At 39.1% G+C, this 19753-nt stretch carries 20 protein-coding genes; 16 read left to right on the top strand and 4 right to left on the bottom strand.

Annotation, left to right across the window (positions count from 1 at the left end; genetic code table 11):
* Window positions 1–38 precede the first annotated feature (38 nt).
* Window positions 39–230, bottom strand: a complete 192-nt coding sequence (gene rpmB / locus BQ7400_RS02250; RefSeq protein ID WP_072469320.1) for a 50S ribosomal protein L28 — start codon at window positions 228–230, stop codon at window positions 39–41.
* A gap of 182 nt (window positions 231–412) precedes the next feature.
* On the opposite strand from rpmB, the gene BQ7400_RS02245 reads away from it, so the two are divergent.
* The 15 genes from BQ7400_RS02245 (at window position 413) to BQ7400_RS02175 (ending at window position 15671) form a co-directional block, all read left to right on the top strand.
* Window positions 413–1450: an ABC transporter ATP-binding protein gene (locus BQ7400_RS02245; RefSeq protein WP_094230600.1), complete on the top strand. Its 1038-nt coding sequence runs from the start codon at window positions 413–415 to the stop codon at window positions 1448–1450.
* Window positions 1443–2285, top strand: a complete 843-nt coding sequence (locus tag BQ7400_RS02240) for an ABC transporter permease (protein WP_072469318.1) — start codon at window positions 1443–1445, stop codon at window positions 2283–2285. Before BQ7400_RS02245 ends, BQ7400_RS02240 begins: the two co-directional genes overlap by 8 nt.
* Complete coding sequence (locus BQ7400_RS02235; protein ID WP_034439613.1) at window positions 2272–3042, top strand: ABC transporter permease; 771 nt, start codon at window positions 2272–2274, stop codon at window positions 3040–3042. The genes BQ7400_RS02240 and BQ7400_RS02235 overlap by 14 nt, the downstream gene beginning before the upstream one ends.
* A gap of 8 nt (window positions 3043–3050) precedes the next feature.
* Window positions 3051–4082: an ABC transporter substrate-binding protein gene (locus tag BQ7400_RS02230; RefSeq protein ID WP_072469317.1), complete on the top strand. Its 1032-nt coding sequence runs from the start codon at window positions 3051–3053 to the stop codon at window positions 4080–4082.
* 29 nt (window positions 4083–4111) lie between these two features.
* Window positions 4112–5293 carry an NAD(P)/FAD-dependent oxidoreductase gene (locus BQ7400_RS02225; protein ID WP_034439619.1) on the top strand — a complete coding sequence of 394 codons (1182 nt, stop codon included), beginning with the start codon at window positions 4112–4114 and terminating at the stop codon, window positions 5291–5293.
* A 74-nt stretch (window positions 5294–5367) separates the two neighbouring features.
* The gene (locus BQ7400_RS02220; RefSeq protein ID WP_034439622.1) at window positions 5368–6399 is read left to right on the top strand and encodes a hypothetical protein; all 1032 of its coding nucleotides are present in this window, start codon (window positions 5368–5370) and stop codon (window positions 6397–6399) included.
* 84 nt (window positions 6400–6483) lie between these two features.
* On the top strand, window positions 6484–7068 hold the full coding sequence (locus BQ7400_RS10760; RefSeq protein WP_072469058.1) for a helix-turn-helix domain-containing protein: 585 nt from the start codon (window positions 6484–6486) through the stop codon (window positions 7066–7068).
* Complete coding sequence (locus BQ7400_RS10270) at window positions 6981–7910, top strand: IS3 family transposase (protein WP_245759391.1); 930 nt, start codon at window positions 6981–6983, stop codon at window positions 7908–7910. The genes BQ7400_RS10760 and BQ7400_RS10270 overlap by 88 nt, the downstream gene beginning before the upstream one ends.
* A gap of 214 nt (window positions 7911–8124) precedes the next feature.
* Window positions 8125–9195 carry a BMP family lipoprotein gene (locus BQ7400_RS02205; RefSeq protein WP_072469316.1) on the top strand — a complete coding sequence of 357 codons (1071 nt, stop codon included), beginning with the start codon at window positions 8125–8127 and terminating at the stop codon, window positions 9193–9195.
* Window positions 9196–9322: 127 nt separating this feature from the next.
* Window positions 9323–10858, top strand: a complete 1536-nt coding sequence (locus tag BQ7400_RS02200) for an ABC transporter ATP-binding protein (RefSeq protein WP_373455582.1) — start codon at window positions 9323–9325, stop codon at window positions 10856–10858.
* Window positions 10845–11978, top strand: a complete 1134-nt coding sequence (locus BQ7400_RS02195; RefSeq protein ID WP_072469315.1) for an ABC transporter permease — start codon at window positions 10845–10847, stop codon at window positions 11976–11978. The genes BQ7400_RS02200 and BQ7400_RS02195 overlap by 14 nt, the downstream gene beginning before the upstream one ends.
* Window positions 11971–12897 carry an ABC transporter permease gene (locus tag BQ7400_RS02190; RefSeq protein WP_034439631.1) on the top strand — a complete coding sequence of 309 codons (927 nt, stop codon included), beginning with the start codon at window positions 11971–11973 and terminating at the stop codon, window positions 12895–12897. Before BQ7400_RS02195 ends, BQ7400_RS02190 begins: the two co-directional genes overlap by 8 nt.
* Before the next feature lie 105 nt (window positions 12898–13002).
* Window positions 13003–13710, top strand: coding sequence for a LytR/AlgR family response regulator transcription factor (locus BQ7400_RS02185; protein WP_072469314.1), 708 nt, complete (start codon window positions 13003–13005; stop codon window positions 13708–13710).
* Window positions 13711–14396: 686 nt separating this feature from the next.
* Window positions 14397–14954, top strand: a complete 558-nt coding sequence (locus BQ7400_RS10555) for a sensor histidine kinase (protein ID WP_180371942.1) — start codon at window positions 14397–14399, stop codon at window positions 14952–14954.
* Window positions 14955–15161: 207 nt separating this feature from the next.
* On the top strand, window positions 15162–15671 hold the full coding sequence (locus tag BQ7400_RS02175; RefSeq protein ID WP_072469312.1) for a hypothetical protein: 510 nt from the start codon (window positions 15162–15164) through the stop codon (window positions 15669–15671).
* Window positions 15672–15720: 49 nt separating this feature from the next.
* On the opposite strand, the gene BQ7400_RS02170 is transcribed toward BQ7400_RS02175, so the two are convergent.
* Window positions 15721–16875 carry an ISL3 family transposase gene (locus BQ7400_RS02170; RefSeq protein ID WP_180371941.1) on the bottom strand — a complete coding sequence of 385 codons (1155 nt, stop codon included), beginning with the start codon at window positions 16873–16875 and terminating at the stop codon, window positions 15721–15723.
* A 230-nt stretch (window positions 16876–17105) separates the two neighbouring features.
* Window positions 17106–18485: a UDP-N-acetylmuramate--L-alanine ligase gene (gene murC, locus BQ7400_RS02165; protein WP_072469310.1), complete on the bottom strand. Its 1380-nt coding sequence runs from the start codon at window positions 18483–18485 to the stop codon at window positions 17106–17108.
* 142 nt (window positions 18486–18627) lie between these two features.
* Between murC and spoVG the strand changes: the two genes are divergently transcribed.
* On the top strand, window positions 18628–18948 hold the full coding sequence (gene spoVG, locus BQ7400_RS02160) for a septation regulator SpoVG (RefSeq protein ID WP_072469309.1): 321 nt from the start codon (window positions 18628–18630) through the stop codon (window positions 18946–18948).
* Window positions 18949–19034: 86 nt separating this feature from the next.
* On the opposite strand, the gene BQ7400_RS02155 is transcribed toward spoVG, so the two are convergent.
* Entirely contained in the window at window positions 19035–19667 is a 633-nt protein-coding gene (locus BQ7400_RS02155) for a helix-turn-helix transcriptional regulator (RefSeq protein WP_072469308.1), read from the bottom strand.
* Window positions 19668–19753: the final 86 nt, after the last annotated feature.

Raw genomic sequence — 19753 nt, 5'->3', positions numbered from 1 at the left:
CACCTTTTATAAATGATTTAATTTTAAAAATCTTGGGATTAAAGAGCTCTTTTTACTTTACGAGAGCGTAGACAACGCGTGCAAACATAAATTCTCTTTGGACTTCCATCTACGATAGCACGAATGCGGCGTACATTTGGAGACCAAGTTCTATTTCCTCTACGATGAGAGAAAGAAACAGTGTTTCCAAATATTTTACCTTTACCACAGATTTCACATGTTTTTGCCATAGAGCACACCTCCTATCCCAAATTTACAATTTCGTGTTTTTCAATACTCCTTATTTTACCACACAATAGCTAGACTTGCAATAAAAATAATGGAGCTTTTAACCAGGTCGTATTCTCTTGACAAGTAAATTTACTATCCATATAATAACGTTAGCTTAAACACTTTAGATAGGGGGGAAGTGATGAATTATTTACACATACAAGATATTTCTAAAACTTTCGAGGATAAAAAGGTTTTAGACCATATTGACTTACAGGTCAAAAAAGATGAATTCCTAACTTTATTGGGGCCCAGCGGCTGTGGAAAAACAACCTTATTAAGAATTTTAGGTGGTTTTGAAAGGGCGGACTCCGGTAAAATTTTATTTGAAGGTAAAGATATTAGTAAACAGGCTCCCTATCAAAGACCCATGAACACTGTCTTTCAACAATATGCCCTATTTCCACACTTAAATGTCTACCACAATATTGCCTTTGGCTTGAAATTAAAAAAATTACCAGGCAAGATAATTAAAGAAAAAGTATCGAAAATTTTAGAGTTGGTGAACCTAGTTGGCTATGAAAATAGGACCATTCAAAGCCTCAGCGGGGGTCAACAGCAAAGGGTGTCTATAGCCCGAGCCCTAGTGAACGAACCCAAGGTCCTCTTATTGGATGAACCCCTGGCAGCCCTAGACCTTAATTTAAGAAAAAAGATGCAGCTGGAATTAAAAACCATGCAACAACAAGTGGGAATTACCTTTATCTATGTAACCCATGACCAAGAAGAGGCCCTAACCATGAGTGACCAAATTGTGGTTTTAAATGAAGGGAGGATCCAGCAGGTAGGTTCTCCTGTTGAAATTTACAATGAGCCCAAGAATTCTTTTGTGGCAAAATTTGTGGGCCAAAGCAACATTCTAAAGGCCACCATGAAAAGAGACTTTTTGGTTAACATAAAGGGAATCGACCTGGATTGTGTAGACAAGGGTTTTGCAGAAAATGAAAGAGTTCAAGTAGTTATTCGTCCTGAGGACGTAGAGATATCCAAGGCCAGGGGGCAGTTTCAAGGCCGGGTCCTTTCTACAGTTTTTAAGGGGATCCACTATGAAATGGTCCTGGAAATTATGGGAAAACAATGGTTAAGTCAATCCACCCGGCCATGGAAAGAAGGAGAAGAAATTCGGGTCTATATCGACCCTGATAATATACATGTTATGAAGGAGGAAGACCATGCGTAAGTTAACCTTGCCCTATTTTTTTTGGTTACTGGTCTTTGTTGTTTTCCCCCTTATTTTGATTGTCTTATTGAGCCTACAAGAGGGGAAAAGTTTTGACCTAGCCCATATGAAATGGACCCTGGACCACTATGAAAAGTTTTTTTCTCCCATGTATTTAAATATCTTGGCCAGAAGCATTAAATTTGCTGTCCTATCCACCATTGCCTGTTTAATTATCGGCTATCCGATTGCTTATTTTATTAGTCAATTACCGGAAAATAAAAGAGACTTTTACATCCTACTAATCCTAATTCCTATGTGGATGAATTTTTTATTAAGAACCTATGCCTGGATTACCCTCTTAGGGAAACATGGTATTTTAAACCACCTATTGGGCTTTTTGGGCCTCGGTCCATTTTCTTTTATGTATAACCAGGGGGCCATTTTTGTCGGCATGATTTATAACTTTTTGCCCTTTATGGTCCTGCCTATCTACACAGTCCTTTTAAAGATGGACAAGGACTTAATTGAAGCAGCCAGGGACTTGGGAGCCACCAATAGGATGGTCTTTACAAAGGTTATTTTCCCCCTATCTATTCCCGGCGTAACCAGTGGTATTGGTCTGGTTTTTATTCCGGCCATCTCTACCTTTGTGATTCCTGGATTCTTGGGAGGGAACAAGTACCCCTTTATTGGAAACTTTATTGAACAACAGTTTCGCTTCACGGGAAATTGGTCCTTTGGGTCGGCCTTGTCGGTTAGTTTAATTGTTATTTTAATCCTATTTATCTTTATAGGAGCCTTGGTAAATAAATCTAGATTGAAGGGAAGGGATAAGCAAATTGAAAATATTTAGACGGTGTTATTTATTTTTTGCCTATTTATTTCTCTATGGTCCCATTTTTGTCATGATTGGCTACAGCTTTAATGACACCAAACTCAGAGGGGTTTGGGCTGGATTTACGGGGCGGTGGTATCTAAATTTATTTCAAAACCAAGAGATCTTAACCAGTTTTTACTATACCTTAATTACGGCCCTAGTGGCTACCTTGATTTCCGTTCTATTGGGCACCATTACAAGTCTAGGTTATTATTTCTTAAAAAAACCCCACCAGGCCATACTAATCAACTTAAACCAACTACCAGTTTTTAATCCAGACATTGTAACAGCCATTGGGTTAATGAGTATCTACCAACTCATGCACCTGAGGTTGGGGCTATTTACCCTAATCTTGTCCCATGTAGTCTTTTGCACCCCCTATGTAATCCTAAGTATTTTGCCTAAACTAAAACAGTTAAATCCCAGAATGATTGAAGCCTCTCTGGATCTCGGGGCAACCCCCTTGCAAACCCTAAGTAAGGTAGTGATTTATCAAATCAAGCCGGGAATCCTGTCTGGAGCCTTAATGAGCTTTACACTTTCCTTGGATGACTTTGTCATCAGCTTTTTTACTACAGGATCCGGAGTGAGCAACTTAAGTGTATCCCTCTATTCCATGGCAAAAAAGGGGATAGACCCCTCTATGTATGCCCTGTCCACCATTATGCTGGTTTTGGTTTTTGTCCTGTTATTTATCATCAATAAGAAGTTTGATGGCTTACACTGGTCCTAAGGAGTAAAATGAAAAAATTAATTGTTCTGCTGGCTTGCTTGTTCCTTCTAACATCCTGTAAAGGATCTGAAGAAAATACTGTCCATGTCTATAATTGGGGAGAATATATGAGCAATGAAGCAATAAAGTTATTTGAAAAAGAAACTGGGTATAAAGTAATATATGAAACCTATGCTTCCAATGAAGACCTTTATGTTAAGTTGTCTTCTTCCACTGAGGCCTATGATGTAGTGGTTCCGTCGGATTATTTGATTCAACGTTGCATCAAGGAGGGGCTGGTGCAAAAAATAAACAAGGAAGCCATTCCCAATTTTAAAGGAATTTTTGATTCCTTGAAGAATCCCTCTTATGATCCCGGAAGCCAATATTCGGTCCCTTATTTTTGGGGGACCCTGGGAGTGGTCTATAATGGAAAAAACATCAAGGAAAAATTAGACAGCTGGGACTGCCTGTGGGATCCAAAATACAAGGGAAAAATTCTCATGTATGACTCCCAAAGAGACAGTCTTGCCATTGCCTTGAAGAGGTTGGGTTTTAGTATGAACTCAAAAAAAATCCAGGAGTTAGTCCAAGCCAAGGATTCTTTAATCCAGCAAAAGCCACTTGTCTATGCTTATTTGGCAGATGAAAGTCGGGATGTCGTGGTTCAAGGAGATGCAGACTTATGTGCCATGTACAGCGGGGATGCCGTCTTGATGATGGAAGAAAATAAGGACTTGCGTTATTTTGTTCCCAAAGAGGGCTCCAACCTATTTATGGATTCCTTTATGATTCCTAAAAACGCTAGAAATCTAAAGGGAGCGGAGGCTTTTATCAACTTCATGTGCAGACCGGACGTTGCCCGGTTAAATGTAGATGAAGTTCAGGGCTATTCAACGCCTATTAAAGAAACCTATGAGGGCTTGCCGGCAAGGATTAAAAAGAACCCGGCAGCCTATCCGGATTTAAGTAAGTTGCCCCCCCTAGAAGTCTACCAGGATTCTTCAGATATTGCGGATCTTTACTATGATCTATGGGCTGAAGTTCAAGCTGCTTCTTAGGATGCTATGAAAGGAAAGGGTGTAGTAAAATGCATTACAAATATTTAATTTTAGGAAATGGAATTGCAGGTCATGCTGCTGCAAAGGAAATTCGGAAAAATGACCCAGAAGGGTCCATTGCCCTTATTGGCAATGAAGGGTATCCTACTTATTTCAGGATTAAATTAACAGAGCTGATTCGCAGTGACATTGATGATTCCCTATATATGGGCAAGCAAGAAGAATATGACCGCTTGAAAATCGACCTATTTTTGAATACAGAAGTAGACAAGGTGGACTTTGATAAAAAGAGCTTAAAAACAAGCCAGGACAAGGAATTTAACTGGGACAAACTCTTAATTACAACAGGGGCTTCTTCCTTTGTGCCTCCTATTCCAGGGGTAGACAAGAAAAATATTATGACCATCAGAAGCTTGGATGACCTGAAAAGCTTTAAAGAAGCCTTAAAAAAAGCCGAAGATGTAACTGTAATCGGTGGAGGTCTTTTAGGAATTGAAGCAGCTTATTCCATCCATCAAACAGGGAAAAAAGTCCATATTATTGAAACCTTTGACCACCTCTTGGGCCGGCAACTTAATACAGAAGAGGGAAGAAAGGTGGAAGAAGCCCTGAAGAAGATGGGCATGGACGTCCACTGTGGAAAAAATACTGCCCACTTCCTAGGCCAAGACCAAGTGAGTGGAATCGAATTGGAAGATGGCAGTCAAATAAAATCTGAACTGGTCTTATTATCCACAGGTGTTCGGCCCAACCTAGGTCTTTTCAAGGGAAGTAACCTAGAAATTGACCGGGGAATCAAAGTAGATCCAACCATGAAGACAAACCTACCGGATGTTTATGCTGCTGGAGACTGTGCCCAATTTGGCAATGTAGTTTTAGGCCTATGGACAGCAAGTATGGAAAATGGGAAAATTGCCGGATACAACCTATCTACAGATGGCCCGATGAAAAGCTACGAAACACCTAAAAACTTTACGGAACTATCCGTTGGAGATATCAAGGTCTTTAGTGTGGGGCAAACTGGTGATGAACTGGTAGTTTACGGAGAAGACACGCCTGAATATGAACTTAGGGTCTTTGTCCAAGACCGCCAACTAGTGGGGGGAATCCTTTCAGGAAATACCAAAGAAAAAACAAAGTTAAAAAATGCTGTCTTTAACCATATTTCTATTGACGAATTTAAAAAGGAATTTCCAAATTTAAAAGCTTGATGCTTTTTATTTTCTTTCATTCATGGTATGATAAGTTAAAGTAAAACCATTGAAAGAAGATGGAGGATTGTGCAATGAATAGAAAACTAAAAAACTTGGTAGTTCTCGCATTATTTTTAGTAATATTATTTGTGAGTACTTTTACCGGCGCCTTTGGCCACCAGTATGAATGGCCACAACTTGATAAAGACCAGGGAAATTTTCACGGATTGATTTTTGATGCCCCGACAAATGTCAGTAATTTAAATGTTGTTCGGTCCATTGATCAAAACGAAAAAGACCCCTTGGTGCGCTATGATATTCAATTCACCTATGCTGGGGATAATTCCAATATGCGGATTTTGGGAGTACCCAACCGGCATGTTTATTTACCGGAAGGGGTCCAAGCCCACAGGAGCAATGTTACCCTTAAGGGCGAATATGACAAGATTAATCAAAATTTATTTGAAAAACTTTCCACCAACAACCTCTTAAAAAAAGAAGGGATTTCAAGTTTTAAGGCTATTTCTCAAATGAGAGTCCCCCTATCCAGCAAGGTGGCAGACTATGCTTTTACAGTTTATGAGAAACCAATTCCTCTATATTCCAGGAATTACGATAAGCTTGCCGACTTGAGTGTTTTCATTACCAATGCTCGGATGGACCGCTTTACAGATTCCAATATAGCCAAAAAGGGATCTAGCCTAAAGGTAAATACCAAGGCAGATTCTCAAGCTGGAACCTATGTAAACCACTTGGAAAGAATCGATGAAGGAAAGTTAAATAATATTTCCCTAAGAAAGAATATCTGCACAGTATTATTTATTGTTTCTCTAATTGCCTCTGCCCTGTTTATTTGGTTGGACAAGAATAAACTATTCTACGGAGCCATGATTTTTATGATGATTATGATTCCGTCCTTCTATCCTCTAATGGATGTAGGGGTATCGACCCTGGCCATGTTGTTGCTATATCCTCTATTGGCCTTTATTGCAGCCTTGGCATCTAAGTTAATGCATTATGATCAGGTCAAATTAACCACCAATGATTTAAAACAATCTTTTGCCTTTACAATAGTATTCTTTATTTTAAACATGGTGATTTTTATTTTACCCAGAGCCTTTTAATTTAAAGATTTGAAAAACCTCCTAAGAATTCTGCACTGACCCCCAAAAGTTGGACCAAGAAATCCAACCTTTGGGGGTCTTTTAATGGCAAAATACAGTTACGAATTGAAGAAGAAAATCGTCGAGGAGTACTTGTGTGGTAAAACAAGTTATCAAGCCTTAGCAATGAAATACCAAATCGAGAAGTCCGTTCTCAGGCTATGGATTAGCAATTACAAAAATTATGGCGATGAAGGCTTAATGCGCTCTAGAAATAATCGTGCGTATAGTGTAGAGTTTAAGTTAGAAGCCATTACACGCTATGAAACGAGCGAATGCAGCTACCGACAACTTGCCCTCGAACTCGGTTTGACGAATCCGTCCATGATTGTCAATTGGCGAAGACAGTACCGAGAGAAGGGCATCGAGGGGCTGCTCCCGCACAAGCGAGGGAGACCTGTGACAAAGAAAAATGACCACAACCAACCACCAAAAACTGTAAAGAAAAGCGAATCTATCGACGCCTCCACACGCGAAGCATTGGAAAATCGCATCAAAGAATTAGAGACAGAAAATCGGAAACTTACCATTCAAAAGATGTTCTGGGAACAGCTCAGGAGTTTGGAGAAAGAAGAAGCAATGAACAAAAGGCGAAGATTGTCTCCAAACTCCGAGAACAATTCCAACTAACAGAGATTCTTGCCGCCATCCATTTCCCAAAGTCCACCTTTATGTATTGGCAGAAAAAATGGTCCGAAGAAGACAAGAATCAATCCTTAAAAGACGAAATCCTTGCCATTCGGAGCCAACACAAAGACTATGGTTATCGCCGCATTCATCTGGAATTAAAGAACCAGGGTCGGGTGGTGAACAAAAAGAAAGTACAACGACTAGTTCAAATCATGGGCCTTCAAGTCCACTCCTATGGCAGGAAATACAAAAAATACAACTCCTACAAAGGAGTCGTGGGCAAAATCAAGAAGAACCGAATCAACCGCCGGTTCAATACCTGCATCCCCTTGCAAAAAATCACCACCGACACCACGGAATTCAAATACTATGAAGAAGATAAGACCGGGAAACTTCAAACAAAGAAACTCTATCTCGATCCCTACATGGACATGTACAACCTGGAAATCATCAGTTACGTCCTATCCGATCAGCCCAATGGAGTCACCATGCTGCAAGGTTTAGAAGTAGCCATTGAGCGAACAAAGGCCTGTCCTTATCGACGGACCTTTCACTCCGATCGTGGTTGGGGATACCAAATGACCACATACCAAGCCATGTTAGAAAAACATCATATTTTCCAAAGTATGTCAAGAAAAGGCAACTGCTATGACAATGCACCTATGGAAAACTTCTTTAGCTTATTGAAAAGAGAAATCTACTATGGCCACAATTACCGTAGTCGTAAAGAACTGGTGCAGGCAATTGAGCAATATATCCGTTATTACAACGAAGATCGAATCAAAGAAAAGTTAGGAGGTCTAAGTCCAAAACAATACCGTGAACGCATGCAATCCGCATAGAACGAATATTATGTAAAAACAAAATCGAGCAAGCGAAATGCTTACTCGATTAGGTCCAACTTTATGGGGTCACTCTATTCCAAGTGGAATTTTGGGAGGTTTTTCATGTTACAAAAAAGAAGGGCCTTATGGCCAAAATAGAAAACCTTTACATGCTTGTTAATTAATTATGGATAAAGTATAATAAGAATATAAAAAGAAATGGAGGAAAATTATGAAGAAAACATCACTTGTACTTGCTTTAATCATGGTACTTTCCACCTTGCTGGTTGCCTGTGGAGGAACAAACAACAAGGGAGCCAACGATGGGGCAGGAGAAGGAGACACAAAAGCGGTAGACATCTCTGTAGGATTTGTTACAGATGAAGGTGGAGTCAATGACGAATCCTTTAACCAAGGCGTTCACGAAGGTCTAATCAAGGCAGAAAAAGATCTTGGAATCAAACAAAGCTACCAAGAATCCAATGTTGCTGCAGACTATGCAAAAAATATTGACACCCTACTTGATGCAGACAACAACCTAATCGTTGCAGCAGGATTTAAGTTGGCTGACGACGTAGAAAAGAAAGCCAAAGAAAATCCTGATGTTAATTTTGCCATTGTAGACTTTGCCTATGAAAAGGCCCCCAAAAACTTAGTGGGAATTGTTTTCCAAGCAGAACAACCATCCTTCCTAGTGGGCTATATTGCCGGACGTACAACCCAAACCAATAAAGTTGGTTTCGTTGGAGGTCAAGAAGGAAATGTAATCTGGGGATTTGACTATGGCTATGAAGCTGGAGTTAAATATGCAGCAAAAGAACTTGGTAAAGAAATTGAAGTAACCAAACAATATGTTGGAAACTTTAAAGACGTGCCAAAGGGTAAATCCATTGCACAAACCATGTTTAATGGTGGATGCGATGTTGTCTTCCATGCAGCAGGAGATGCAGGAGCCGGAGTTATTGAAGCAGCTAAAGAAGCTGGAAAATGGGCTATTGGTGTTGATAAAGACCAATACAGCTTGGCACCTGAAAACGTACTAACTTCTGCCATGAAACGTGCAGATGTTGCCGTTTATAATATATTAAAAGACATGGCAGATGGTAAACCATTCCCAGGCGGTCAAACCATTACCTACAGCTTAAAAGATGGCGATGCAGTAGATATTGCTCCATCTTCAGACAAAAATGTTAAACCAGAAATTTTGCAAGAAATTCCTAAATTGAAAGAAAAAATTATTAAAGACGAAATCAAAGTTCCTTACAATGCAGAAACTTATAAAGAATTCGAAAAAACTCTTTAATAAATTAGGATTTGAGGCAGGGGAACCTGCCTCTTTTTACATAAAAGAAAGAGGGAAGAAAGGCCATTAAACATGTGTCCATAGGGACTATTTTATGGTATAGTATATTTACATAAGGAGGTATCTTTTGGTTAATTTAGATCATGACTTAGCAGTTGAAATGCGGCAAATAACAAAAAAATTTGGCAACTTTACGGCCAATGACTCCATTAATTTCGATTTAAGAAAGGGAGAAATTCATGCCCTTTTGGGAGAAAATGGCGCCGGCAAATCAACTTTAATGAATATACTTTATGGCCTGTATACACCCACAGAGGGCGAGATTTTCATCAATGGAGAAAAAACAAACATCTCTAATCCAAACGATGCCATTGCCCACGGTCTGGGTATGGTCCACCAACATTTTATGCTCATTGAACCCTTTAAGGTTTATGAAAATATTATATTGGGGGTTGAACCCATGCAAGGTATGTTTATTCATCGAAAAAAGGCAAGAGAAAAGGTAAAGGACCTATCTGAAAAATATGGACTTTCCATTAATGTGGACAGCTATATCAGAGATATTAGTGTCGGTATGCAGCAAAGAGTGGAAATTTTAAAGGCCCTTTATCGGGGAGCGGAAATTTTAATTTTTGATGAACCCACAGCTGTTTTAACTCCCCAAGAAATTGATGAATTTATCGAAATTGTGCGTAACCTTGCCACCCAAGGTAAAAGCATTATTATCATCACCCACAAGTTAAAGGAAATCAAGGCCATGGCCGATCGGTGCACCATCATTCGGCGGGGTCAAAAAATTGATACAGTAGATGTTGCCACAGTTTCTCCGGAAGAACTGGCCAGTAAGATGGTTGGTCGAAATGTGGACTTTTGTATTGCAAAAAAACCGGCAGAAACTGGAGATGTGGTCTTAAAAGTCGACCAGTTAAACTATACCGATAAACGGAAGGTCAAGATTTTAAATGATTTTTCCCTGGACCTCCACTATGGAGAAATTTTAGGAATTGCTGGAGTTGATGGAAACGGGCAATCAGAACTCCTAGATATTTTGACTGGTTTAAGAAAGACAGATTCCGGTAAAATTTACTTGAAAGACAAGGACATTACCAATAAATCTCCCAGAGAAATACAGGAAAGTGGTATGAATTGCATTCCGGAAGACCGGCAAAAAAGAGGCTTGGTCCTGGAGTTTACAACGGCGGAAAACCTAGTTTTGGAACAGTACCGTCATGCTCCCTATTGTAAAAAGGGTATCTTGCAAGAAGAAGTCATTCGAGACCATGCAGACCAACTCATGACCAAGTTCGATGTTCGCCCCAACAATGCCAACTACATTGCAGGAGACTTATCCGGAGGTAACCAACAAAAACTTATTATTGCTCGGGAAATAACCAACGATCCTGATGTTTTAATTGCAGCCCAACCTACCAGGGGACTGGATGTAGGAGCCATTGAATACATCCACCAATTTTTGGTAGAGCAAAGAGACAAGGGCAAGGCGGTTTTACTAGTGAGTTTTGAATTAGATGAAATTATGAACCTGTCGGACCGGATAGGGGTTATTTACGAAGGAAAGATTAACTTCCTAACCAAAAGACAAGATACCAATGAGAGAGAACTAGGCCATTATATGGCAGGAGGTGGAAGAGATGAAGCTGAATAGGAGAAGTCATTTATTTAACACCGTCCTGAGTATTTTAATGGGCCTTTTGGTAGGGGGAATCCTCCTACTGGCCATTGGGGTAAATCCTCTTGCTGCCTTAAAGGTCATTATCCTAGGAGCTGTTGAAAAACCCAAATATATTTCCTGGACTCTAGTCCAAGCTACCCCCTTAATCCTAACAGGTTTAAGTGTGGCCTTTGCCTTTAACACAGGTCTCTTCAATATTGGAGGAGAAGGACAATTTGTTGTAGGGTCCTTAGCTGCTGTTATTGTGGGGGCCCTTGTACCCTTGCCACCTGTGATCCATCCTATTGTAGCTATCTTGGCAGGGATGTTGGCTGGAATTATTTGGGGCGGTCTAGTAGGCCTTTTCAAGGCTAAATTTGGCATCAATGAAGTAGTAAGTTCCATTATGTTAAACTGGGTGGCCCTTTACTTAAGCAATCTTTGTATGGCCTATCCTTTTATTAGAAAACCTGAAAGTGATAACTCCTATGACATTTTGGAATCTGCTAGTATAAAATTCCTAGGCCAATGGAAGATATCCGAAGCAGGAAGGTCCTTTTTAAGGGCCCATAAAATTCTAAAAGACTTTATGACCCCTCCCCTTAACTGGGGCTTGGTCCTAGCCATTATCTGTGCTATTGCTGCCTGGTATATTTTAAAACGTACAAGCCTGGGCTATGAATTAAAGGCTGTTGGCTTTAACAAGGATGCCGCAGAATATGGCGGGATTAATATTAAAAAAAGTATTATCGTATCCATGGCCATAGCCGGAGCCTTAAGTGGGCTGGCTGGAGCCGTTATGGTCTTAGGGGTTAATGAAAATATCGCCATGCTATCAGGCCAACAAAACTACGGATTTAATGGGATTGCCGTTTCCTTAATTGGAGCTAATGCTCCCTTGGCTTGTATACCGGCAGGAATCCTCTTTGCAGCCCTGACCTATGGTGGTGGAAAACTGAATTCCCAACTTAATACACCATCAGAAATTGTCAACATAATCATTGGAATTATTGTATTCTTTATAGCCATGCCAAAACTCTTCCAGCTGATTAAAAATTATCTAAATAAAAGCAAGGGCATGAAAAAAACTGGGGAGGTCAAAGTCAATGAATGATATTGCAGGAATCTTAGGAATTACATTAATGTATTCCACCCCACTAATCTACACAGCTATGGGGGGCTTAATTAGTGAAAATTCAGGCGTTGTAAATATCGGCCTAGAAGGCATGATGACCATAGGAGCTGTTGTTGCGGCCACTGTTGGTTACTATGTCCAAAACCCCTGGATAGCCTTTTTCTGTGCTGGCTTAGCAGGAATGGCCCTGGCCCTCTTGCATGGGATTGCCACCATTCAATTTGGCGCCGACCATGTAGTTTCAGGGACAGCCATTAACCTAATCGGCCCCGGTCTTAGCGTCTTTATTGCACGAATCTTTTTTGACGGAGCCGCTATGACCAAGCCCATCCCCTTTGACAAGAAACTACCTCAATTATTTTCAAATACCTTTGAGCCAACAAATCCCTTATCTTTAATCTTCAAACAATACGCTACAGTCTACCTGGCCTTTATCCTAGTAGCCATGGTCTATATCTATTTAAATAAGACCCGGTCAGGCTTGCGTTTAAGATCTGTTGGAGAACACCCCAGAGCCGCAGAAACTGTGGGGATTAATGTCTATAAGATGAAATACATTGGGGTCTTGACATCAGGCTTTTTAGCTGGATTGGGAGGAGCCAGTCTTTCCCTAGCCATTGTAGCCAACTTTAAAGAAACCCTGGTATCTGGTCAAGGGTTTATCGCCTTGGCAGCCGTTATTTTCGGTGGTTGGAAACCAATTGGAGCCTTGGTTGCCTGTCTTCTTTTTGGAGCGGCAGAAGGCCTTGTAGTTTACTTGGGCTATTCCGGCTACAATATTCCACCAGACTTATTAAATATGCTCCCCTATGTTTTAACAATTATCGTCTTAATCTTGTTTGTAGGAGAAGCAAATGGCCCAACAGCCAATGGAAAACCCTATGAATCACAAAAATAAAAATCGACTTGAAGATATTGGGGCCCTGAAAAGTCCCAATATTTTTTTTAAACTATTGGAAGATAAAACCCTGAAATTCACAGTCCTAAAAAGAAAGGGAAAGATATGATTCGAATAGCTCTTATAGATGACCAGGAAATTTGGCTTCAAAAATTAGAAAAAGACCTCCAAGAGATTCTTTTAAGCTTAGGAAAAGAAGGAAAAATTCAATCCATGACCAAGGCTTCCACCCTATTGGAAGAGTACCAAGATGGCTATTATTTTGACCTATTATTTATAGACATCCAAATGAAGGACTTAGACGGGATTCAGTTAGGAGAAAAAATTCGGAGTTTAGGAGATAATCGGGTAAAGATGGTTTATGTTTCTGCCTTTCCAGACCTGGCCTATAAGGCCATCAACAATGAAGTGATTGGATTTATAGACAAGGCATCCTATTGCAAAGAAGATGTAGAGCTTGTTTTAAAAAGGGCACTTAAAAAGTTGGAAAAAACCCCAGAATACTATGAATTTTTTCAAAATAGGCAAAAAAGATCTATTGACAAAGAAAAAATCCTCTACTTTTTTAAAGAGGGGAGAAAGGTTGGTATCCAAACCATAAGCCCTGAAGGCTACCAGGTCCTATGGATTTCTGGAAATTTAAAAACAGTCACCCAGGACTTGGGAGATAGGTTTTTGCAAATTCGCCAGGATCTTGTCATTCAACGGTTTTATGCTAAAGATTTGGGGAATTATAGGGTGAAAATGCAGGATGGAAAAGTTTTTACAGTAGGCAGGTCTTATCAAAAGGATTATTGGGGTGTGGGTAAATGACTAAAGGAGAACTTATTTTATTTGGAGTAAGTGAGATTATTTACGTTTACTGCATATTTTCCTTTTTTGGACTTTTTTTAGGAAGAAATGACTATAAAGAAAATATCTTACTTGCATTGGGTATAGTAGTATGGTTCATAGAAATGACGATGATTTTTCTTGAAACATCTCCAGGCCTTACTTTAATAGTAAATATATCTATCTTTTTTATCCTATCTAGTAAAATTTATGGAGGAAGTATAAAGAAAATAATTCTTTCTAATTTCTTAATACTTTCTTTTCTAATGATAACAGATGTTTTGAGTTACGCAGTCTTTAAAAGAACAGGAATAAAAATTGTGTACTTATTTGCAATTTCTGTTCTTTGGGATTTCTTCTGGATAAACTTTATAAAAAAATATATTGATATTAAATGGAAAAACTTACCTCATAGATATATTTTTGCGTTTATTTTAATTCCAGGGATCTCTATATTTTGTTTACTATATAACTACCTATATAATAAACAAGCAGTATCTTATTATAATTTTGATTCCTTTTTACTGGCTCTGTTAGTTATAAATATGGCCTTGCTCTTTTTCTATGAAGGCATAGGAAAATACATAGAAGAGACTAGACAAAAAGACCGGATTAAAAATCAAAGAGATGGTCTGGAGAAAATCTTAGAAGAAAAGGAGCGTAGCGAAATGGAGATACGAAAGTTTCGCCATGAGTATATTAATGATTTAACTAAACTCCAATACCTTCTGGAAGAGGGAGATTGTGATTTAGCTCGGGAAGCTATTGGAAGCCATCTTAATAATTTAGAAAAGACTTCTAAAAAAATATGGCTAGGAGACCCTCTTTTAGACTATCTTTTAGAGGAAAAAAGACAGGCCTTTTTGGACCTGGGGACAGAACTTATTTGGGATGTTGAACCCATCGGAAAAAGAGAGTCCATTAACTTTTCCCTCTATACTATTTTAGAAAATCTTTTAAAAAATGCCCTGGAAGCCTTAGAAGGAGCAGAGAATAAGTATTTATCCTTAGAAATTTCAAAGAACCAAGGCTTGGAGATCAAAATTGAAAATTCTTTTAAGGAAAAACCTCTAACTAGAAGAGGACGGTTTTATCGACGGGATAAAAAAGTTGCTAGGGGATTGGGCCTGGTAATTACCCAGGAAGAAGTTCAAAAGCTCAAGGGGAAAATGGATACCTCTGTGGACGATAACTTGTTTACAGTATGTATTCAAATTCCCTATTAAAGGAAGATTCTTGCTAAATCTACATGTAAAATGTAAGTTCTACATCTTTTTACATTTAAGAGAAAAAAGGAGTAGAATGGACTTATGGGAGAAGGGTAAATTCTTTCTAGATTTTTACTGGGAGATGGAAAGGAAAAATATTTAGTCAAAGGAGTTCTTGAGACCAATGTTTAGGGTGGTCAAGATTTCCATATAGGAGGGAAGAAAATGAAAGAATTTTTTAAAAGTCGAAAGTTTCTTTATTTGTTAATTGTCCTACTTTTAATCACAAATATTTACACAGGCAGGTCCTATTGGGGAATGAAGCTTGCAGGAATGGGAAAACATGTCTATCAGGTTGAGGCGGAAGACACGGAAACTTTTAAATTCTTTAAACCCATTACTCTTGGAATGGAAGTAAGGAGTGCAGAATTAAGTTACGATAAAGAAGCCTTTAAAAAAGTCTTTCCAGACTCAAAACAAGAGGATGAAATTAACCTAACCATGGCCATGTGGCTTACCCAAGTGGACAATTACTATAAGTTTTCCAATGGCCATGAGCTAGTAGACAAACTTTTAGAAGAGGAAGGAGACAAGGTCTTCAAGGGACTGAATGTAAAAGAGGATCAGATTCTATGGTTGAGGGAAAACCTAGATGCTCAGATAAGGGATAAGAAAACGCGAGAGCTACTGTTAAAGGGAGAGACCTATCCTAAATTTGAAGCGGTTTATCATTAAAATAGGCTCTTTGTCAAATGTTGGGGTGAGATTCATTCTCGCCCCTTTCTTATGCTCGAAAGACCATTAAAATGCGACTCTTAAAGTTCTCAAAATTCCGATACCCATAGGAAACCCGTTTAATCACTTTGATTTTGTTGTTAAAGCCTTCTGTTTGTCCATTGGTGATGCCTGTGGAAAAGGCGTTTAGGATTTCTTCTTTCCAGTTTTCATAGGCCCGAATACTGGCTTTAAATTCCTTTAATCCACTTTCTTTAGCAACCCACAGCCACTTGTCTAAGGCCTGTCTTGCTTCTTCTTTGCTGGAGGCATCTAAGACGTCATAAAAGCGTTCTTTTAAGAAATAAGCTTCTTTGATTTCCTTGTCTTGCCAAAGCATTAGTTCCAGCTTTTCTTTTTCTTCGGGGCTTAGCCGACTGCCTTTTTTCCGTAGGATGGACTTGGACCGTTTAAAGTAGAGACGATACTTTGCATCCCTTGTCTTTTGTCGTGTCTTGCGGACATTCTCTAAGGCCCAAAAGACTTGTCTGGCAAAATGAAACTTATCCGCAATGAAGGTTGCCTGAGGGAAGAATTCCTTTAAGACGGCGTAGAAAAGATGACTCATATCCATAACCACATACTTCACCCTTCTTCGTTCTTCCTTGGGAAAAGAAGAAAAGTAGTCCATTAAAGCCTTTTTTCGTCGAGAGGGTAAAATATCCAGTACCTGGTGATGGATTGGATCCACTAAAATACATTGGTATTTATCCCCACCAGCATTTCCCTTAAACTCATCCATACTTAAGACCCGAGGAAGATTTGGCCGCCTCCTTGGAGCCAACTTTAGATAGCTTGTGAGACAAGAGGAAGATAAACCCAAGTCCTTGGCAATAGAAGATAAAGACCGGACCTGTTTTAATTGGTCTTGGATAAAGAAGTGGAGATCCTTAGTCCGTCTAGAATAGGGAGCTAAGAAATCCAAAGACTCATAAAAACGCTTCTGACAATGAGGACAAACAAAGCGCTTCTTCCGAAGAAAAAGAAAGACCTTCCGCAAGCCAATAGGCGTGTGTTGGATCCTTTGCAGACGATAATCATGGATGCGAGAGGTCTTATGACCACAAACAGGACAAAGTCCCTCCTTGTATAAAGAATGGAGTTTTACATCAATGTGATCATCAAAAGAGACCACCTCGTCAATAGAGACACCTTTTAAATTCAATAGATTTGTGTTAGTATAGTTATGCACTTATCTCACCCTTTCATTTTGTTGTGGTAACTTTATTGTAAAGGAAAAAAGAGATAAGTGCATTTTTTATGGCAAAAAATAAATGTTGGAGTCTAGGGGGACCCCAACATTTATTATAGAACCTTAAAATATGCGGGAAGGAAAGTGGAAAAATTAAAAATCCAATAAAAAATCCTAGAAGATTTTTCATCTTCTAGGATTTTTTAATTTTCTAAAAACTTTTCGCCAATAAGGTAAACATCTCCAGCTCCCATGGTTAGAAGGGTATCTCCGGGTTGAAGTTTCTTTTTACAAAAATCTACAATTTCATCAAAGTCGGCAAGGTATTGGGCATGGTCTCCAATCTTATTAATGGCATCTACCAGGGTCTTGGAGTGGATGTCTCCGTAGTCTTTTTCTCGGGCGGCATAGATGTCTGTAATAATAACAGAATCGGCTTCATGGAAGCTATGGGCAAAGCCATCTAAGAGCAATTTGGTCCGAGTAAAGGTGTGGGGTTGGAAGACACAATAAATCTTTCCTTGGGCCGCCTGTCTTAAGGCGTGGAGGGTGGATTGGATTTCTGTAGGGTGGTGGGCATAGTCGTCAATAACGCTAATGCCGTTTTTACTTCCCTTGTATTCCAAACGACGGTGGACGCCTCGATAGGATTCCAGGCCTTGGATAGCAAGATCAAAGTCCAGACCATTTTCATGGACGCTGGCAATGGCTGCCAGAGCATTATAAATATTGTGCAGGCCCATGACCTTTAAATGAATGGGACGGATAAAGTCTCCGTGATAGTAGAGGTCAAAGCTGGCCAGACCGGCTTCGGAAAAGCGAATATTTTTTGCCTGGTAGTCGGCTTCTTGCTGGATGGAAAAGGTCACAACATGAGCCTGTACTTCCGGAATTAATTTTTGAACATAGGCATTGTCCATATTTAAAACAAGATAACCTTCCGGGGGGATATTTTGACCATATTGGAGAAAGGTACGGTAAATGTGGTCCATATTGTCAAAATAATCCAGGTGGTCTTCGTCCATATTTAAAATAATGGCTGTAGTGGGGAAGTATTTGACAATATTGGCCTTGTATTCACAAGCTTCGGTTAAAAAGAGTTCTTTCTTGCCAAAACGGACATTTCCCTTTATTTCATCCAATTCGCCGCCTAGCAAGATGGTAGGGTCTTCTTTTAGATTTCGAATCATACAGGAAATCATGGAAGTCGTAGTGGTCTTGCCATGGGTTCCAGAAACGGCAATGGATTTTTTATAGTTTTTCATGAGCATGCCTAAAAAACTGGCCCGGTCAATTAGGTCAACCTTGGCTTCAATGGCCCCTCGAAGCTCTTCATTATCCAGACTAATGGCATCGGTAAAAATCACCACATCAGCCCCCTGGATGTTTTCCTTGCTATGTCCAATCGTTACAGGAATTCCAATTTCTCTTAGATGTTGGGTAATTTTGGATTCTTTCATATCAGAACCGGAAACGATAAAGTGATTGTGGTGGAGTATCTCTGCCAGGCCACTCATAGAAATACCGCCAATGCCGATAAAATGGACATGGCGCTTATTATTTTTAAAATCAAATGCAATCAATAGACGGTCCTCCTCATATAGGATAATTATAGCACAAAGTCTGAGGGAAAAGAAATTTCTATTTATATCGAAGAAAGTTCATAAGTGTTTACTTTTATTCTTATAATATAGTATAATGGTAAAAGGAAAGGATGGTGACACCATGAACATTACGGATATTCGTATTCGGCAAATTAAAGATGGGGGCAGAATGAAGGCAATTGCTTCCGTAACATTTGATGGAGATTTTGTCGTTCATGATATGAAAGTGATTGAAGGAACGGATGGACTTTTTTTAGCAATGCCAAGTCGTCGCATTCCATCAGGATCCTTTAGAGACATTGCACACCCAATTAATTCAAAAACAAGAAATGAGCTTGAAGAAGCCGTTATCAATGAATTTCAAAGAGTAGCGGCAGAAGAAGATGCCACAGAAGAAAGTTTTATTGAAGAAGATGTGGTAGATGGTCAAGAATTGAATTAAGCTTTATAGACAAGCCATTCAAAATAGCTATAAGTAGATAAAAAAGGAGGACAGGTTAACCTGTCCTCCTTTTTTATCTATAAAACTTACTTGGCTAGAATTATTTTCTGGTATTCCTTAGGGGTACAACCGGCATATTTTTTAAAGGTTGTAGAGAAATGACTTTGACTTGAAAAGCCGCAAGTATAAGAAATCGAGGTAAAGGAATCTTTTCCTTCTTCAATTAACTTTTTGGCATGTTGGATCCGAAGAAGAGAAATATATTCACAAAACTTGTGGCCGGTTTCCTCTTGAAAGAGGTGGCAGAGGTAGTTTTTAGAAAGATGGAGCTTTTTGGATACAGTATCCAGGGTGATTTTTTCATGGAAGTGTTGTTGAATATAGGTTAAGGCTTGTTTAATCAGTTGATGGTCCACAGATAGGAGGACGGTTCCAAAGCGGTTTTTATACTCATTTAAGATGTCTTCGCCAAGAAGAAAAGCTTGTTCAAAGGTTTCTACTTCTTGGATTTTTTGGTCAAAAATCTCGGCAATTTTTTCTAAATGTAGTTTGTATCTAAGTAAAAAATATGTACATAAATAAACATTTAAATGGTCCAGATACTTTTGAAGAGAGGCTAGGTCTTCACTATAGGGCATAAGTTCCCGGTAGAGGGTATCTTTTGCATTTTTTAAAGTGGAATTTTTTAATTTTTTAACTAAATTAAGATAATCGTACATAAGAACTCCTTTTTTTATATGATAAATAGGCGATAAATGAAAAGCAATGAATTATCAAAGCTACTATAATAATAATATAAATGATA

The organism is Urinicoccus massiliensis (assembly GCF_900120405.1).
In the GTDB taxonomy this organism is placed as follows: domain Bacteria; phylum Bacillota; class Clostridia; order Tissierellales; family Peptoniphilaceae; genus Urinicoccus; species Urinicoccus massiliensis.
Note: the sequence above shows the minus strand (reverse complement) of the source record. Positions and strands in the feature narration are given on the sequence as shown.

Bases quoted from the DNA above. Each gene is read 5' to 3' on its own strand.
- BQ7400_RS10760 (WP_072469058.1), top strand. From the start codon at position 6,484: ATGGCAAAATACAGTTACGAATTGAAGAAGAAAATCGTCGAGGAGTAC.
- BQ7400_RS02225 (WP_034439619.1), top strand. From the start codon at position 4,112: ATGCATTACAAATATTTAATTTTAGGAAATGGAATTGCAGGTCATGCT.
- spoVG (WP_072469309.1), top strand. From the start codon at position 18,628: ATGAACATTACGGATATTCGTATTCGGCAAATTAAAGATGGGGGCAGA.
- BQ7400_RS02155 (WP_072469308.1), bottom strand. From the start codon at position 19,667: ATGTACGATTATCTTAATTTAGTTAAAAAATTAAAAAATTCCACTTTA.
- rpmB (WP_072469320.1), bottom strand. From the start codon at position 230: ATGGCAAAAACATGTGAAATCTGTGGTAAAGGTAAAATATTTGGAAAC.
- BQ7400_RS02230 (WP_072469317.1), top strand. From the start codon at position 3,051: ATGAAAAAATTAATTGTTCTGCTGGCTTGCTTGTTCCTTCTAACATCC.
- BQ7400_RS10555 (WP_180371942.1), top strand. From the start codon at position 14,397: ATGGAGATACGAAAGTTTCGCCATGAGTATATTAATGATTTAACTAAA.
- BQ7400_RS02175 (WP_072469312.1), top strand. From the start codon at position 15,162: ATGAAAGAATTTTTTAAAAGTCGAAAGTTTCTTTATTTGTTAATTGTC.
- BQ7400_RS02190 (WP_034439631.1), top strand. From the start codon at position 11,971: ATGAATGATATTGCAGGAATCTTAGGAATTACATTAATGTATTCCACC.
- BQ7400_RS02205 (WP_072469316.1), top strand. From the start codon at position 8,125: ATGAAGAAAACATCACTTGTACTTGCTTTAATCATGGTACTTTCCACC.
- BQ7400_RS02220 (WP_034439622.1), top strand. From the start codon at position 5,368: ATGAATAGAAAACTAAAAAACTTGGTAGTTCTCGCATTATTTTTAGTA.
- BQ7400_RS02185 (WP_072469314.1), top strand. From the start codon at position 13,003: ATGATTCGAATAGCTCTTATAGATGACCAGGAAATTTGGCTTCAAAAA.
- BQ7400_RS02195 (WP_072469315.1), top strand. From the start codon at position 10,845: ATGAAGCTGAATAGGAGAAGTCATTTATTTAACACCGTCCTGAGTATT.
- BQ7400_RS02240 (WP_072469318.1), top strand. From the start codon at position 1,443: ATGCGTAAGTTAACCTTGCCCTATTTTTTTTGGTTACTGGTCTTTGTT.
- BQ7400_RS02245 (WP_094230600.1), top strand. From the start codon at position 413: ATGAATTATTTACACATACAAGATATTTCTAAAACTTTCGAGGATAAA.